The sequence below is a fragment of the Aeromonas sp. QDB17 genome (genome assembly GCF_027705305.1).
Classification (GTDB): Bacteria; Pseudomonadota; Gammaproteobacteria; order Enterobacterales; family Aeromonadaceae; genus Aeromonas; species Aeromonas caviae.
Genome location: NZ_JAPDBP010000003.1, coordinates 51,445 through 65,816 on the forward strand (window position 1 = coordinate 51,445; position 14,372 = coordinate 65,816).

A 14,372-nucleotide genomic window follows, 5' to 3' on the forward strand; every position below is an offset into this window, starting at 1 on the left:
CCTTTGCGAAAGATGCAAAAGAGGGCCGGCAGGCCCTCTTTTTATTGCGCGAATCGGTGAGATAACCCCCTTATTCCAGCACCAGTCGCCCGTTGAGAGGTTGGACGGGGCGGTTGTTGGGGTGGTGCATCACCGCCTTGAAGGCATCGATCTGGGCCTGGCTGGCCTGGACCGGCTCCTTCATCACCAGCCAGCGCACTCCTTCCGAGCAGGGTGGGGTGGTCAGGGACCCGCTGAAGCGGTAGTAGTCGTGCTGGGCGGGCAGCAGTTGCTCTGCCGAGACGGGTTCCTTGAAGGCATGGATCTCCCCCGCCTTGGCTGGCAACACCTGCCAGGCCTGGCTCAGGGCCCCATTGGCCTGGCCCGGCTCGAACATCACGGCGACCACCGCCAGCTCCCCCTTGTCATTGGCATGGACCAGGTGACCCTCCAGGGGGTAGGACCTGCCTTCGATGAGGTTTTCGCTGGGGGCGTGGAAGTGGAACTGCTTGAGCTCGAAGTGCATGCCGTCGAGCTCAAGGGTGCTGCCGGGGGCATAGTTGACCTGCACCGTGTGGCCGTTGTTGACCAGCGTCTTGCCACCCGCCTGATAGTGGAACTGCAGGGGGGCCAGATCGGCCTTCACCAGACCCGAGAGGTTGACCGGCGACTGGTTGCTGCCGGCACACTGGCCATATTCCGGGGTCAGGCTGGCCCATTTCGCCGGGCCGGCCTCGCCGCTGTATTCCCAGTGTGTGGTGGCGGCAAAGGCGGCAGGGCAGAGCAGCAGGGCGCCAGCCAGCAGGGACTTTTTCATCATGCATCCTTATCCTGATTGAAAAGCACGGCCATTCCTGGCCTTCCGGCAGGAAGGCCTCATCAATGGCATCGTTGGAAACGCAGGGTACGCGGTGCCAGACCGGATTAATTGTTATGAAAGGTCTGTCGTCATCGTTATTTGAAGCGTGGCATGAGGCGGCGCCATGATGTATTCCGGCAACGGGGCCCGCTTATTCATGGAGGTGAAATCCTGTGGGCATTTTCGCAATGAACGGCCCCCTTTCATGGCGCCCCAAATAGATGACGGGCTGATTCTAGAGGGCTTTTCATGGCTCCGTTTGATCTCGAGCAAACAAGCGCGGACTAATTATCGGGCTTGAGGATCCCTTATTTCGTTGGGATTTTTTCGATATTCCCTGACCCTGTCAGGGGCGTGCGTGGCGGGAGCCGGGTGCTGCGCTGACAGAGTGCCTCGGTGTTGACCCCTTATCTCTCTGATAGTGCTGGAGAAATTCCCCCTCAGCACAGTGATGGCGGGATGACAATCCCCCGGTTGGCGGCGCCTTGTTTGCGGTTTTGCCGTCCTCTTCACATTTCCGGGTTGCTCGCTATTTGTGCGATTGCCTTACTCATCCGACCTGGTGTCAAATCACTCCGCCTAATAAAAGGAGTGGCATAATAATGAATAATATCAATAAATTAGTTCTGGCTATCGGATTCACTCTCACCACTTTCCCGAGCCTGGCGGCGGGATTCCAGTGCGGGGAGCACGTCACACTGGGGGTACCCGGTCAATCCAGTCAGCTGTTGTGCCGGGAGGGCTATGCCGCCGGGTACAACTACGACACCAAGGTCTCTGACTGGGTCTCTTACCGGATGACGGCCGCCAGCGCCCAGGGCCAGGTGCCGCGCAAGGATGCCTTCGCCGAGGACAAGGAGGTGCCGGTGCAGTTTCGCGCCACCCTGTCGGACTACAAGGGCTCGGGCTATGACCGCGGCCACCAGGCGCCGGCGGCGGACATGCGCTCCACCGCCAACACCATGAAGCAGAGCTTCCTGCTCACCAACATGACCCCGCAACTGCCGGCGCTCAACCAGGGGGCCTGGCGCATCCTGGAGGAGAAGACCCGGCAGTGGGCCATCACCTACAAGAGCGTGCAGGTGATCACCGGCCCCATCTTCACCCACTCCGATGGCGCCATTGGCAACGGCGTGACCGTGCCCCACGCCTACTACCGGGTGGTGATGGATCTGGCGGGCAAGCGGGCCATCGCCTTCATCCTGCCGCAAGAGAACGTCTCGGCCAGTCGGCTGGCGGACTATGTGGTGACGGTGGATGAGGTGGAGGAGCAGACCGGGCTCGACTTCTTCACCGAGCTGCCTGACGAGGAGGAAGAGGCCATGGAGTCGCGGCTGTCGGCCATGTGGGGCGGTTAGCGCGTCCGGCAGGGGTAACGGGGGCCCAGGCCCCCGTTACCCACACGGGCTTCCGGCCATTGTCATGGCCCCTGGTACAGGGCCAGTACAGCTTGGGTCTGGCATCGGGTCCTTATCATGACTCCTTTTTTCAGGAGGCATCATGTCAGCGCTGTTTTCCCTTCACTCCTCGTCCACTCTTGCCCGCGCGTTGCGCATCTGCGTACCCATGGCGCTGCTGGGGGCTGCTGTTCCCCCCGCCATGGCCGACGAGGATATCCGCTTGGGGCAGACCATTCTGCTCGGGGTCGGCGATCATCCCGCCATCATTCCCATGCTCGCCTGCCGGCCGACCAAATCCATCATGGTCAAGGCTGGGCGGGAGTTGACCCTGGAGCGGGTCAAGGTGTTCTACGGCAACGATCGCAGCAAGACCCTCTATTTCGACAAGGTGTTGAGAGAGGATCAGGAGTCGGGGTGGCAATCCCTCGGCAGCCGGCTCTGCATCAAGCGCATCGAGGTGTACGGCAATTCGGAAGGGAGCAGGGCGGGGGTCAAGGTGTACGGGCGCAAATGAGCAAAGGGCGGGGGAAATCCCCGCCCAGTGCTTATTTCTTCGGGCGGAACGGTTTGATGATGGCCTCGTCGCACTCGAGATAGGGCCCTTCCATCAGGTCGATGCAGTAGGGGATGGCGGGGAAGACCGCATCCAGGCACTCGCGGATCGATTTGGGCTTGCCCGGCAGGTTGACGATGAGCGAGCTGCCGCGCAGGCCGGCGGTCTGGCGCGACAGGATGGCGGTCGGCACGAACTTGAGGGACTCGGCCCGCATCAGCTCGCTAAAGCCCGGCATCATGCGATCGCACACCGCCTCGGTGGCCTCCGGGGTCACATCCCGCCTGGCCGGCCCGGTGCCCCCCGTGGTAACGACAAGGCAGCACTGCTCATCGTCCACCAGCCGAACCAGGGTCGCCTCAATCTGATCCTGCTCGTCGGGGATGACCTGATAGACGGGCTCCCATTCCGAGGTCAGGTAGGCGTTCAGGGTGTCGATGATGGCCTTGCCGGAGAGATCTTCGTAGATGCCTGCACTGGCGCGATCGCTGACGGTGACGATACCGATTCTTGCCTTGCTCATGGTCTGCCCTTGGTTGCCGCAATAAAGTGGTAAATAAAATAACATAATCAGTGAGATATGTTAAACCGCCGGATGAGGCAAGGGGAGGGCATCGAGCCTGGGAGAGAGTCGAATGAAAAACAATTTTGAGAAAAGTCCGTTAATAAGGAATAAGGCCGAGAAAAATGACGCTGAAATTTTATAAAAAAACTGACGCAGGCCGGATTCGGTTAATTTCATGAATCATAAGGAATAAATGATTTTTTCCGCCAACAATGCGCAATCCGTGCCAAAAACCGGACTCCTGTGGCTCGGCGGTGAATGACCCAAAATCGCCACCATCCTATATAACCTTCCCTAGGGACAGTGAAATAGTGATGTGCCCGGCGTCGTTCCATTCCATGGGCGAGGTCCGGCCAGGAGGGTATATGGAGCTGCCTGATTTCGATACCCTGAAGTACTGGGCGCTGGCCGAGCCGGAGCGACTCGACGCGCTGCTGCACCAGCAGATAGAGACCCTGATCGCCCAGGTGGGGCCAGAGCGGCAACGTCGGTTGCGAGGTCTGCAATTTCGCATCGACTGCCAGCGCCGCCTGGCAAGAAACAACCTCGACAGCTGCATCCGGATAGCCAACATGATGCATGACTCCGTCTACGCCATGCGCCAGCACATTCTGGATCTGCAGAACGAATCTTGTCAGGAAATGGCAGAGCCCCCGCTGCCGGATAATGTGATAGCGTTTTCCAGTTATCTGAAACGGAAATAATTAAAGGCCCTGTTCAAGATATAAAAAAACAGGGTGTTTATTAATTTGTCTCACCCCTTCTCAAACAAGTTGTTAAGCAAGTTGGGTGAATTGTTTTTTATTTGCTGCAAATATTCCCCTGGCGGCTGAATAATAGTGACCAGTGCCCGCAGTCCGATAGAGATGGATGAAGGTGTATTTATTTTGGGGTAATATCCAGACACATTTCATCTTGCTATGACTCAAAGGGATCATGAGAAGCATCACACCAGGAAGGGTGCTGTCGCGAGAGCAGCAGACGGAGATCACCCGGATCATCGTCAAGGCGGGCCAGATGCTGGCCCAGTTTGGGGCGGAGAGCCGCATCATCGAGCAGACCACGGTCCGCCTGGGCATGGCGCTCGGGCTGGAGAGCGTCGAGATGGCCATCTCTTCCAGCGCCATCGTCCTCACCAGTCTCTACCAGGGCAGTTGCGTCACCACCACCCGCCGGGTGCGGGAGCACGGCATCAACATGCAGGTGGTGTGCGAAATCCAGCGCATCTGCATCATGACGGAAAAGTCGCTTATCGGTGCGCGCGAGGTACGTCAGCGCCTCGAGGCCATCACGCCGTTCCACTATCACCCCTGGCTGGTGGTGCCCATGGTGGGGCTCTCCTGCGGTGCCTTCAGCCTGCTGTTTGGCGGTGACTGGCCCATCTTCCTGGTGACCTGCTGCTCGGCCTCGGTCGCCATGCGGGTGCGCCAGCTCATTGCCCGCCATCACCACAGTCCCCTCATCAACTTTGCCGCCACCGGGTTTATCGCCACCCTGCTCGCCTCCAGCGCCACCTTCTTCGGCTTGGGCGAACAACCCTATCTCGCCATGGCCGCCAGCGTGTTGCTGCTGGTGCCGGGGTTCCCGCTCATCAATGCGGTCTCCGACATGGTGAAGGGTTACTTCAACATGGGGCTGGCCCGCTGGGGCACGGCGACACTGCTGACCATCAGCGCAGCCATCGGGATCATTCTCGCCATGTCGGTGACGGGTATCTGGGGGTGGAAGGTATGATGGAACTGCTCTGGCTGCTGGCCAAGGATGCCTTCTGGTCGGCCATTCCGGCGGTGGGCTTTGCCATGCTGTTCAACGTGCCGCCACGGATGCTCAAATATTGCGCCATGGGGGGCGCGTTGGCCCATAGCCTGCGTACCCTGCTCATCCACTACGGCATGCCCATCGAGTGGGCCACCCTGGCAGCGGCGACCACGGTCGGCTTTGTCTGTGTCTACTGGTCGCGCCGCCTGCTGGCACCACGCCCGGTGTTCAGCGTCGCCTCCATCATCCCCATGATCCCGGGCAGCTACGCGTTCAAGACCATGATCGCCATCGTCGAGCTCAATATCTCCGGGGTGACCATGGAGCTGCTTCAGAGCGCGGTGGAGAACGGCCTCAAGGCGCTGTTTATCGTGGGGGCCCTGAGTTTCGGTTTGGCGATCCCCTCTCTGGTCGTGTACCGTAACCGCCCCATTATCTGACGACGGTGCGAGAGGTTGACCCCATGATGATTTCCATGATTGCCGCCATGGCCCAGGACAGGGTGATCGGCCTGGACAACCAGATGCCCTGGCATCTGCCGGCGGATCTGGCCCACTTCAAGCGGGTCACCCTGGGCAAGCCGGTGTTGATGGGGCGCAAGACCTTTGAATCCATCGGGCGACCGCTGCCCGGGCGCCGCAATCTGGTGATCAGCCGCAACCCCGACTACCGGGCCGACGGCGTGGAGGTCATCGACTCGGTGGAGGCCGCACTGGCGCTGCTGGCGGGCAGCGACGTGGCCGAGCTGATGGTGATCGGGGGCGGTCATCTCTACGGCCAGCTGCTGCCACGGGCCGACAGGCTCTATCTGACCCGCATCGATCTGGCGGTGGAGGGGGATACCCGTTTCCCGGCCTTCGACGAGGGCGACTGGTCCTGCATCGAGCGCGAGTTACATCAGCCTGACGAGAAGAACCTCCACCCCTACTGTTTCGAGACCTGGCAGCGGCGCTGAGCCCTCTGATGCCATGAAGAGCCCCTTGCGACAGCCGGGGGCTTTTTTGTGCCCTGTTGCCGAAAAGAGAAGAGCGCTGAACCGACATGGCTGAAGATGCCTGAAGCAATATCCAGAATGCGTGACATTAAAATGATTAGTTATGTAATAAATAGGCCATTCATCGCTCCGATGGGCGCAGTCGTCCCCACCCTCTCTTTTCGCCTGCTGCTAACGCCTTTTAATCATTAATGAAATGTGCTGAAAGTGCATCGCTACTGTGGCGACCCTGTCTGTTATAGGCGTTTTTATCGTGATTTAATGGATTTTTATGAATAAAAATAACCAATAAAAATCAATGACTTAAATTTAACCCTTCCAGGATGGCTTCAATTGGTTCTTTTGCTTGGGCATGAAATTGCTTAGTGTTAAAAGCAATTGGCTCACGTTCGACGGTTTGCCAGGCAAGGCGTCGGCCAAGAAAAAAGGACAATATGACAGTCAAACTCGAGGTCAAATCCCTCTACAAAATCTTCGGCGATCAGCCGGATAAAGCGTTCAAATTGCTGGCGAAAGGGCATGATCGCGCCAGCATCCTGAAAAAGACCGGACAGACCCTGGGGGTTCAGGATGTCAATCTGGCCATCAACGAAGGGGAGATCTTCGTGGTGATGGGCCTCTCCGGTTCGGGCAAGTCCACCCTGGTGCGTCTCTTCAACCGGCTGATCGAGCCGACCCGCGGCCAGGTGCTGATCGATGGCGAGGACATCGCCGCCATCTCGGAGCGCGAGCTGCGCCAGGTGCGCCGCAAGAAGATCAGCATGGTATTCCAGTCCTTCGCCCTGATGCCGCACCTGAGTGTGCTGGAAAATACCGCCTTCGGGCTGGAGCTGGCCGGTGTACCGCTGGCGGAGCGCCAGCAGAGCGCCCGTCAGGCGCTCCATCAGGTGGGGTTGGGGCAGTGGATAGAGGCTTATCCGGATGCCCTCTCCGGCGGCATGAAGCAGCGGGTCGGGCTGGCCCGGGCCCTTGCCAATGACCCCGACATCCTGCTGATGGACGAAGCTTTCTCCGCGCTGGATCCCCTGATCCGCACCGAAATGCAGGATGAGCTGCTCAAGCTGCAGGCCAGCCAGCAGCGCACCATCGTCTTCATCTCCCACGATCTGGACGAGGCGATGCGCATCGGCGATCGCATCGCCATCATGCAGGATGGCCAGCTGGTGCAAGTGGGCACCCCGGACGAGATCCTGAACCAGCCCGCCAACGACTATGTGCGCGCCTTCTTTCGCGGTGTGGATCTGGCCCATGTGTTCAGCGCCCGCGACGTGGCCAGCCGCAAGCAGGTGCCCCTCATCAAGAAACACACCACCGACGGGCCGGGCAACGCCCTGCGCCAGCTCAAGGAGCTTGAGCGGGAGTTCGGCTACGTGGTGGATCGCAGCCGGCGCTTCCTCGGGGTCGTCTCGGTGGAGTCGCTCGGTCAGGCGGTAAGGGCCAAAGGCAGCCTGGAGCAGGCGTTGCTGGCGGACATCCAGCCCATCCTGGCGGACACCGCCCTCAATGAACTGATCAGCCAGGTGGCGGCAGCCCCCTGTCAGGTGCCCGTGGTCGAGGAGGATGGCACTTACCTCGGCCTCATCTCCAAGGCCAATCTGCTCAACACCCTGGACAGGAGTACCCCGGCATGAAGCTGATGAATCCCCATTTCTTGCTGAGCGGGCTGCTGGCCCTGGTGCTGCTGGCGAGCCCTTCCCTGCGGGCCGATGAGGTGGCGGCAGACCCCTGGAGCGCACCTGCGTCCACCGAGGTGTCCGATCCCTGGGGCAGTACCGACACCCAGAACACCGACTGGCAGAACCAGATCGAAGCCGCCGACACCACAACCGCCATCGACTGGCTGGATCCTTTCCAGCAGGCGCTGGTGCCGCTGGATACCTGGGTGGAAGGGGGCATCGGCTGGCTGGTGGAGAACCTGCGGCCGCTGTTCCAGCTGATCCGCGCACCGGTGGAGCTGACCCTGAACGCCATGACCCATCTGCTGCAGACGGTGCCCTCCACCCTGATGATGGGGCTACTGGCCCTGCTTGCCTGGCAACTGGTGAACGGCCGCATGGCGCTCGGCACGCTCGTATCTCTTGTGGGGATCGGGCTCATCGGGGCCTGGTCCGATGCCATGGTGACCCTGTCCCTGGTGCTGACCTCGCTGTTCTTCTGCGTGTTGCTGGGGTTGCCCACCGGCATCCTGCTGGCCCGCAGCGAGCGGCTCTCCACCTGGACCCGGCCGCTGCTGGATGCCATGCAGACCACCCCGGCGTTCGTCTACCTCATCCCCATCGTGATGCTGTTTGGCATCGGCAACGTGCCCGGGGTGGTGGTGACCGTCATCTTCGCCCTGCCGCCCATGATCCGGCTCACCATGCTGGGTATTCGCCAGGTGCCCACGGATCTGGTGGAGGCGGCCCACTCGTTCGGTGCCAGCCCCTCCCAGTTGCTGTTCAAGGTACAGCTGCCGCTCGCCATGCCCACCATCATGGCCGGGGTCAACCAGACCCTGATGCTGGCGCTCTCCATGGTGGTGATCGCCTCCATGATCGCGGTGGGGGGCCTCGGCCAGATGGTGCTGCGCGGCATCGGCCGGCTCGACATGGGGCTCGCCTCCATCGGCGGCCTCGGCATCGTGCTGCTGGCCATCGTGCTCGACCGCCTCACCCAGGCGATGGGGCAACCGGATCGCACCCGTACCGGCCGCTGGTATCAGCACGGCCCCGCCGCCCTGCTGCTGCGTCTGACCGGTCGTGACAAGAAAATCGATTACAAAGGAGTAAATGCATGAGACAGATCACCAAAGGATTGACCCTGGGCACATTGCTGCTGAGTGCCCAACTGCTGAGCCCGCTCGCCATGGCCAGCGCAGAGTTGCCGGGGGAGGGGGTTCGCGTTCAGCCCTTGCAGAGCTCCTTGCCGGAAGAGGCCTTCCAGAGCCTGCTGGTGAGCAAGCTGATGGCGCGTCTGGGTTACGATGTCCAGCCCGCCCAGGAGGTGGACTACAACGTGGCTTATGCCTCGGTGGCCCAGGGAGACGGCACCTTCCTCGCGTTCAACTGGGTGCCGCTGCAGGACAACAAGTACGAGCAGGCGGGGGGCGACAAGGTGTTCTTCCGTGAGGGCACCTATGTGGCCGGTGCCGCCCAGGGGTACCTCATCGACAAGAAGACCGCGACCCAATACGGCATCACCAACCTGGGCCAGCTCAAGGATCCCGAGGTGGCGGCGCTGTTTGACGGGGATGGCGACGGCAAGGCCGACCTCATCGGTTGCAACCCCGGCTGGGGCTGCGAGGGAGCGATCAACCATCACCTCGACGCCTTTGGTCTGACCCCCACGGTGGCCCACAAGCAGGGCAACTACGCGGCGCTGATCGCCGATACCCTGGCTCGCTACCAGGCCGGCAAGCCGGTGCTCTATTACACCTGGACCCCCTACTGGCTCAGCAGCGAACTGGTGCCGGGCAAGGATGTGGTGTGGCTGGAAGTCCCCGCCGACGCCCCGGATGCGGCCAAGACCCGCTTGCCGAACGGCAAGAACTACGGCTTTGCGGTGAACACCATGCACATCGTTGCCAACAAGCGGTTTGCCGAGGCCAATCCGGCCGCCGCCAAGCTCTTCTCCATCGTCAAGCTGCCGCTCAATGACATCAACGTGCAGAACGGCCTGATGAACAAGGGGCAGAACAAGCCGGCGGACGTGGAACGTCATGCCGACGCCTGGCTCAAGGGCCACGAGGCACTGGTGAACGACTGGCTGAATCAGGCGCGCGCCGCCGCCATGTAATGAGGGGTACGTCGCCCTTCTGCGCAAAGAAAAACGCCCGGTAGTTGCCGGGCGTTTTTTTGTGGGCGAGCGCAGCACATGGCCGGGCCGGGGGATCAGATGCCGGAGCCGTCGCTCTCGCCACCTTCCTCATGCAGGCCGCACTCGCGCTTGAGGCCGAAGAAGCGGGTCTGCTCCTCGCTCATGCCGGGCTCCCACTTGGCGGTGGTGTGCACGTCGCCGACCGAGAGGTAGCCCTGCTCCCACAGCGGGTGGTAGGGGAGGTCGAACTCCTTGAAGTAGTAGAAGACGTCCTTGTTGCTCCAGTCGATCACCGGCAGGAACTTGAAGCGACCGCGCTGGATGGCCAGCACCGGCAGCTTGCCCCGGCTGCCAGACTGCTCACGGCGCAGGCCCGAGAACCAGGTGCGGGCACCCAGCTCGTTCAGGGCGCGGTCCATGGGCTCCACCTTGTTGAGCTGGTTGTAACGGGTGATCCCCTCCACCCCCTGCTCCCACAGGAGGCCGAAGCGGGCCTCCTGCCAGGCCGGGCTGAGTTCGGCCCGGTAGATCTTGAGGTTGAGCGCGAGACGCTCGGTCAGCTCGTCGATGAAACGGTAGGTCTCGGGGAAGAGATAACCGGTGTCGGTCAGCACCACGGGCACGTCGGCCCGCTCGCGGCTCACCAGGTGCAGCATGAGCGCCGCCTGGATGCCGAAACTCGACGACAGCACATGCTCTCCCGGCAGGTTGGCCAGGGCCCAGCGCACCCGCTCGGGGGCGCTCATGGCGTCCAGCGCCCGGTTGAGGGGGGCCAGCGCCTCGACCTGCTCCTCCCGGCCCAGGGCCAGGAGGGCGTCGAGGTCGAGCCGGCCGTCGGCGGTGCGCGCCAGCCGGGCTGTATCAGTCTGTTCAGGCTGCATAGAAGTCCCTCGCGGAGTCGATAACCGGGGCGATGATCCCGGCGCGAATGACAAAATCGCCGAAGCACTCGTCCGGGTTGCGATCCTTGGCCCAGCGGCCGATCAGGGCGTCCAGTTCGGCCAGGATCTGCGGCTCGGTGATGTTCTCCAGGTGCAGGCGCGGGATGCGGGTCCCCTCGAGGTTGCCCCCCAGGTGCAGGTTGTAGCGACCCGGCGCCTTGCCCACCAGACCCACTTCCGCCAGCATGGCGCGGCCGCAGCCGTTGGGGCAGCCGGTGACCCGGAAGATGATGGCGTCATCCGCCAGGCCGTGCTTGGCCAGCAGCCCCTCGATGTCGGTGACGAAGGCAGGCAGCATGCGCTCGGCCTCGGCCATTGCCAGGGGGCAGGTGGGCAGGGCCACACAGGCCATGGACTGCTTGCGCTGCTCGCTCACGCCGTCATCCAGCAGACCGTACTGGCGCGCCAGCGCTTCGATGCGTGCCTTCTCGCCGGCAGGCACGCCTGCGATGATGAGGTTCTGGTTGGCGGTGAGGCGGAAGTCCCCCTGATGCACCTTGGCGATCTCCAGCATGCCGGTCTTGAGGGGCTTGCCCGGGAAGTCCAGCAGGCGGCCGTTCTCGATAAACAGGGTCAGGTGGTGCTTGCCGTCGATCCCCTCCACCCAGCCGAAGCGATCGCCACGACTGGTGAATTCATAGGGGTGAACCGGCCCGAACTGGATGCCGGCGCGGTTCTCCACCTCGGCCTTGAAGGCCTCGACCCCCACCCGTTCAAGGGTGTACTTGGTCTTGGCGTTCTTGCGGTTGACCCGGTTGCCCCAGTCGCGCTGGGTGCTGACCACGGCGGCCGCCACCTCCAGCACGTGGGAGAGCGGAATGAAGCCAAAGTCGCTCGCCTTGCGCGGGTAGGTGGTGGTGTCGCCGTGGGTCATGGCCAGACCGCCCCCCACCAGCACGTTGAAGCCCACCAGCTTGCCGTGATCGGCAATGGCCACGAAGTTGAGATCGTTGGCGTGGATGTCCACATCGTTGTGGGGCGGGATGACCACGGTCGTTTTGAATTTGCGCGGCAGGTAGTTGGAGCCCAGGATCGGCTCCTCGTCACCCCCCAGCTTCTCGCCATCCAGCCAGATCTCCACGTAGGCGCGGGTCTTGGGCAGCAGGTGCTCGGAGATCTTCTTGGCCCACTCGTAGGCCTCCTGGTGCAACTCGGACTCCACCGGGTTGCTGGTGCAGAGTACGTTGCGGTTCACGTCCCCCGCGGTGGCGATGGAGTCGATACCTGTGCTGTTGAGGGTCTGGTGCATCAGCTTGATGTCGCGCTTCAGTACCCCGTGGAACTGGAAGGTCTGGCGGGTGGTCAGGCGGATGCTGCCGTACATGCTGTGTTCTTCGGCGAACTTGTCGATCACCTGCCACTGGGCCGGGGTGATGATGCCGCCGGGCAGGCGGGCGCGCAGCATGACGTTGTGCAGGGGCTCCAGCTTCTGGGCGGCGCGCTCCGGGCGGATGTCGCGGTCATCCTGCTGATACATGCCGTGGAAGCGGATCAGCTGGAAGTTGTCGCCGTTGAAGCCGCCGGTGAGCGGGTCCTGCAGATCTTCGGCGATGGTGCCGCGCAGGAAGTTGCTCTCGCGCTTGAGGCGTTCGTTGTCAGCCAGCGGCCCTTCGACCGGTCCCGGAATAAGTTGTTTGCTCATCAATAGACATCCCTTTGATAACGTTTGGCACGACGCAATTCGCTCAGATACTCTTCTGCTTCCTCACGGCTCTTGTGGCCGTGTTCCGCAATCACTTCCAGCAGGGCTTCCTGCACATCCTTCGCCATGTGGTTGGCGTCGCCACACACATAGAAGTGAGCGCCTGCTTCCAGCCACTGGTAGAGCTCAAGCCCTGCCTCGCGCAGGCGGTCCTGCACATAAATCTTGTTGGCCTGATCCCGGCTGAAGGCCAGGGAGATCCTGGACAGCAGTCCCGATTTCACATAACGCTGCCACTCCACCTGATAGAGGAAGTCCTGAGTGAAGTGGGGGTTGCCGAAGAAGAGCCAGTTCTTGCCCTCTGCCCCCTGTGCTTCCCGCTCCTGCAGGAAGGCGCGGAACGGGGCAATGCCGGTGCCCGGCCCCACCATGATGACGGGGGTGTCGGGATTGGCGGGCAGGCGGAAGTTGTCGTTGTGCTCCACGAACACCCGGACCTCGGCATCTTCCGGCAGACGGTCCGCCAGATAGGAGGAGGCGCCGCCGCTTCGCACTGTGCCATCTTCTTGGAGGTAGCGCACCACGCCGACGGTCAGGTGCACCTCTTCTTCCACCTCGCTCTGGGCGGAGGCGATGGAGTAGAGGCGGGGGGTGAGGGGGCGCAGCAGTGCGATCAGTTGATCGGCACTCAAGGAAGCCGGGAAGCGTTTCAGTACGTCCACCACCTGGGCGCTGGCCACCAGGGCGTTGACCTGGGCCTTGTCACCGGCCAGATCTTTGAGCGCCGCGTTGTCCGTGATCTCGGCGAGGCCAGTGATCAGGCCCCCGTGCAACCGGGTCAGCTCGTAGTGACGGGTCAGCGCCTCGCGCAGGCTGCCATGGGGGGTGGCCTCCTCACCGGTCAGACCGGTCAGGGCCAGCACTTCCCCCACGAGATCGGCGTCGTTGTCGAACCAGATGCCGAGCGCATCCCCCGGTTGATAGGTGATGCCGGACTCTTCCAGGTTGATCTCGATGTGACGGATGTCCTTGGTGGAGTCGCGGCCGGTGATCTTCTGGTTCACCGAGAGTCTGGCCGGGAAGGGGTTCTCCTTGTTGTACTGGCTGTGGCCGACGGCGGCCTGCACCGAGCCCGCCACGCTGGCGGTCGCGGCGCCGGCAGAGAGGGTGGCGGCGACCGCCGCAACGGCCTGCTCGCCCCAGGCCTTGGCGGCATCCTGATAATCCACATCGAGGCTAGCTAGCTCATGGATGCGCTCGGCCCCCGCTTTGGCGAGGAAACCATCGAAATCCTTGCCGGTCTGGCAGAAGAACTCATAGGAGCTGTCACCCAGCCCCAGCACGGCAAACTTGAGCCCTTCCAGCTTGCCGACCTTGCCCTTTTTGAGCTGCTCGAACAGATCGACGGCGCTCTCGGGGGGCTCCCCCTCCCCGTAAGTGCTCACTACCACCAGCAGGTGGCTCTCTTTCTTGAGCTGCTTGGGTTTGTAGTCCGCCATGGAGGTGAGGGTCACCGGCAGGCCGCGGGCCTCGGCCTGGGCCTTGATGGCGCTGGCCACGCCCTTGGCATTCCCGGTCTGGGAGCCGTAGAGAATGGTCAGGCTGCCGCCGGGAGCCGCGGCTTCTGCGCCTGCGCTCGCCACGGGCTGGACGCCCGCCTGGGAGAGGCCGTAGAGATAACCGCTGACCCAGGCCAGTTGCTGGGTATTGAGGGTGGTGAGAACTTGGTTGAGCTGGCGCTGCTGTTCGTCAGAGAGCGGGCTCAGGATGGGGGCTGTCAATGGCATCACACATGTCTTCCATGGTCTGATTTTTGGTCAGGGTAAGGGGTGTAATGAATAACAACAAAGAATAAAAATATCTTCTTTATGCGATTTATGAATTTA

General features: G+C 62.0%; 14 protein-coding genes. 9 read left to right on the top strand and 5 right to left on the bottom strand.

What is annotated here, in order from left to right; genetic code table 11:
* Positions 1–70: 70 nt before the first annotated feature.
* A complete protein-coding gene (locus OKC41_RS03640) occupies positions 71–796 on the bottom strand; it encodes a carbonic anhydrase (protein ID WP_201894387.1) in 726 nt (241 codons plus the stop codon).
* A gap of 644 nt (positions 797–1,440) precedes the next feature.
* Here OKC41_RS03640 and OKC41_RS03645 point away from each other — a divergent pair.
* Entirely contained in the window at positions 1,441–2,196 is a 756-nt protein-coding gene (locus OKC41_RS03645) for a DNA/RNA non-specific endonuclease (RefSeq protein WP_201894386.1), read from the top strand.
* 208 nt (positions 2,197–2,404) lie between these two features.
* On the top strand, positions 2,405–2,752 hold the full coding sequence (locus OKC41_RS03650) for a DUF2541 family protein (RefSeq protein ID WP_029314779.1): 348 nt from the start codon (positions 2,405–2,407) through the stop codon (positions 2,750–2,752).
* 31 nt (positions 2,753–2,783) lie between these two features.
* Here OKC41_RS03650 and mog read toward each other — a convergent pair whose 3' ends face one another.
* Positions 2,784–3,314, bottom strand: coding sequence for a molybdopterin adenylyltransferase (gene mog, locus OKC41_RS03655; protein WP_201894385.1), 531 nt, complete (start codon positions 3,312–3,314; stop codon positions 2,784–2,786).
* Positions 3,315–3,721: 407 nt separating this feature from the next.
* Between mog and OKC41_RS03660 the strand changes: the two genes are divergently transcribed.
* From OKC41_RS03660 to proX, 7 genes are all read left to right on the top strand, one after another.
* Positions 3,722–4,060: a DUF3135 domain-containing protein gene (locus OKC41_RS03660; protein WP_010675440.1), complete on the top strand. Its 339-nt coding sequence runs from the start codon at positions 3,722–3,724 to the stop codon at positions 4,058–4,060.
* A 232-nt stretch (positions 4,061–4,292) separates the two neighbouring features.
* A complete protein-coding gene (locus OKC41_RS03665; RefSeq protein WP_113068892.1) occupies positions 4,293–5,090 on the top strand; it encodes a threonine/serine exporter ThrE family protein in 798 nt (265 codons plus the stop codon).
* On the top strand, positions 5,087–5,554 hold the full coding sequence (locus tag OKC41_RS03670) for a threonine/serine exporter family protein (protein WP_010675437.1): 468 nt from the start codon (positions 5,087–5,089) through the stop codon (positions 5,552–5,554). Before OKC41_RS03665 ends, OKC41_RS03670 begins: the two co-directional genes overlap by 4 nt.
* A gap of 23 nt (positions 5,555–5,577) precedes the next feature.
* Entirely contained in the window at positions 5,578–6,069 is a 492-nt protein-coding gene (gene folA, locus OKC41_RS03675) for a type 3 dihydrofolate reductase (protein WP_201894384.1), read from the top strand.
* Positions 6,070–6,542: 473 nt separating this feature from the next.
* The gene (gene proV, locus OKC41_RS03680) at positions 6,543–7,739 is read left to right on the top strand and encodes a glycine betaine/L-proline ABC transporter ATP-binding protein ProV (RefSeq protein ID WP_041212476.1); all 1,197 of its coding nucleotides are present in this window, start codon (positions 6,543–6,545) and stop codon (positions 7,737–7,739) included.
* Entirely contained in the window at positions 7,736–8,884 is a 1,149-nt protein-coding gene (gene proW, locus OKC41_RS03685) for a glycine betaine/L-proline ABC transporter permease ProW (RefSeq protein ID WP_201894383.1), read from the top strand. Before proV ends, proW begins: the two co-directional genes overlap by 4 nt.
* On the top strand, positions 8,881–9,882 hold the full coding sequence (proX, locus tag OKC41_RS03690; protein WP_201894382.1) for a glycine betaine/L-proline ABC transporter substrate-binding protein ProX: 1,002 nt from the start codon (positions 8,881–8,883) through the stop codon (positions 9,880–9,882). Before proW ends, proX begins: the two co-directional genes overlap by 4 nt.
* 95 nt (positions 9,883–9,977) lie before the next feature.
* On the opposite strand, the gene OKC41_RS03695 is transcribed toward proX, so the two are convergent.
* The 3 genes from OKC41_RS03695 to OKC41_RS03705 are packed head-to-tail and all read right to left on the bottom strand — an operon-like array spanning position 9,978 to position 14,273.
* Positions 9,978–10,784 carry a phosphoadenylyl-sulfate reductase gene (locus tag OKC41_RS03695; RefSeq protein ID WP_045525747.1) on the bottom strand — a complete coding sequence of 269 codons (807 nt, stop codon included), beginning with the start codon at positions 10,782–10,784 and terminating at the stop codon, positions 9,978–9,980.
* Positions 10,774–12,486 carry an assimilatory sulfite reductase (NADPH) hemoprotein subunit gene (gene cysI / locus OKC41_RS03700; RefSeq protein ID WP_048207036.1) on the bottom strand — a complete coding sequence of 571 codons (1,713 nt, stop codon included), beginning with the start codon at positions 12,484–12,486 and terminating at the stop codon, positions 10,774–10,776. Before cysI ends, OKC41_RS03695 begins: the two co-directional genes overlap by 11 nt.
* A complete protein-coding gene (locus OKC41_RS03705; protein ID WP_201894414.1) occupies positions 12,486–14,273 on the bottom strand; it encodes an assimilatory sulfite reductase (NADPH) flavoprotein subunit in 1,788 nt (595 codons plus the stop codon). Before OKC41_RS03705 ends, cysI begins: the two co-directional genes overlap by 1 nt.
* Positions 14,274–14,372: the final 99 nt, after the last annotated feature.

Excerpts from the sequence above, each read along its gene's own strand:
- OKC41_RS03640 (WP_201894387.1), bottom strand. The coding sequence starts at position 796 with ATGAAAAAGTCCCTGCTGGCTGGCGCCCTGCTGCTCTGCCCTGCCGCC.
- OKC41_RS03645 (WP_201894386.1), top strand. The coding sequence starts at position 1,441 with ATGAATAATATCAATAAATTAGTTCTGGCTATCGGATTCACTCTCACC.
- OKC41_RS03650 (WP_029314779.1), top strand. The coding sequence starts at position 2,405 with ATGGCGCTGCTGGGGGCTGCTGTTCCCCCCGCCATGGCCGACGAGGAT.
- mog (WP_201894385.1), bottom strand. The coding sequence starts at position 3,314 with ATGAGCAAGGCAAGAATCGGTATCGTCACCGTCAGCGATCGCGCCAGT.
- OKC41_RS03660 (WP_010675440.1), top strand. The coding sequence starts at position 3,722 with ATGGAGCTGCCTGATTTCGATACCCTGAAGTACTGGGCGCTGGCCGAG.
- OKC41_RS03665 (WP_113068892.1), top strand. The coding sequence starts at position 4,293 with ATGAGAAGCATCACACCAGGAAGGGTGCTGTCGCGAGAGCAGCAGACG.
- OKC41_RS03670 (WP_010675437.1), top strand. The coding sequence starts at position 5,087 with ATGATGGAACTGCTCTGGCTGCTGGCCAAGGATGCCTTCTGGTCGGCC.
- folA (WP_201894384.1), top strand. The coding sequence starts at position 5,578 with ATGATGATTTCCATGATTGCCGCCATGGCCCAGGACAGGGTGATCGGC.
- proV (WP_041212476.1), top strand. The coding sequence starts at position 6,543 with ATGACAGTCAAACTCGAGGTCAAATCCCTCTACAAAATCTTCGGCGAT.
- proW (WP_201894383.1), top strand. The coding sequence starts at position 7,736 with ATGAAGCTGATGAATCCCCATTTCTTGCTGAGCGGGCTGCTGGCCCTG.
- proX (WP_201894382.1), top strand. The coding sequence starts at position 8,881 with ATGAGACAGATCACCAAAGGATTGACCCTGGGCACATTGCTGCTGAGT.
- OKC41_RS03695 (WP_045525747.1), bottom strand. The coding sequence starts at position 10,784 with ATGCAGCCTGAACAGACTGATACAGCCCGGCTGGCGCGCACCGCCGAC.
- cysI (WP_048207036.1), bottom strand. The coding sequence starts at position 12,486 with ATGAGCAAACAACTTATTCCGGGACCGGTCGAAGGGCCGCTGGCTGAC.
- OKC41_RS03705 (WP_201894414.1), bottom strand. The coding sequence starts at position 14,273 with ATGCCATTGACAGCCCCCATCCTGAGCCCGCTCTCTGACGAACAGCAG.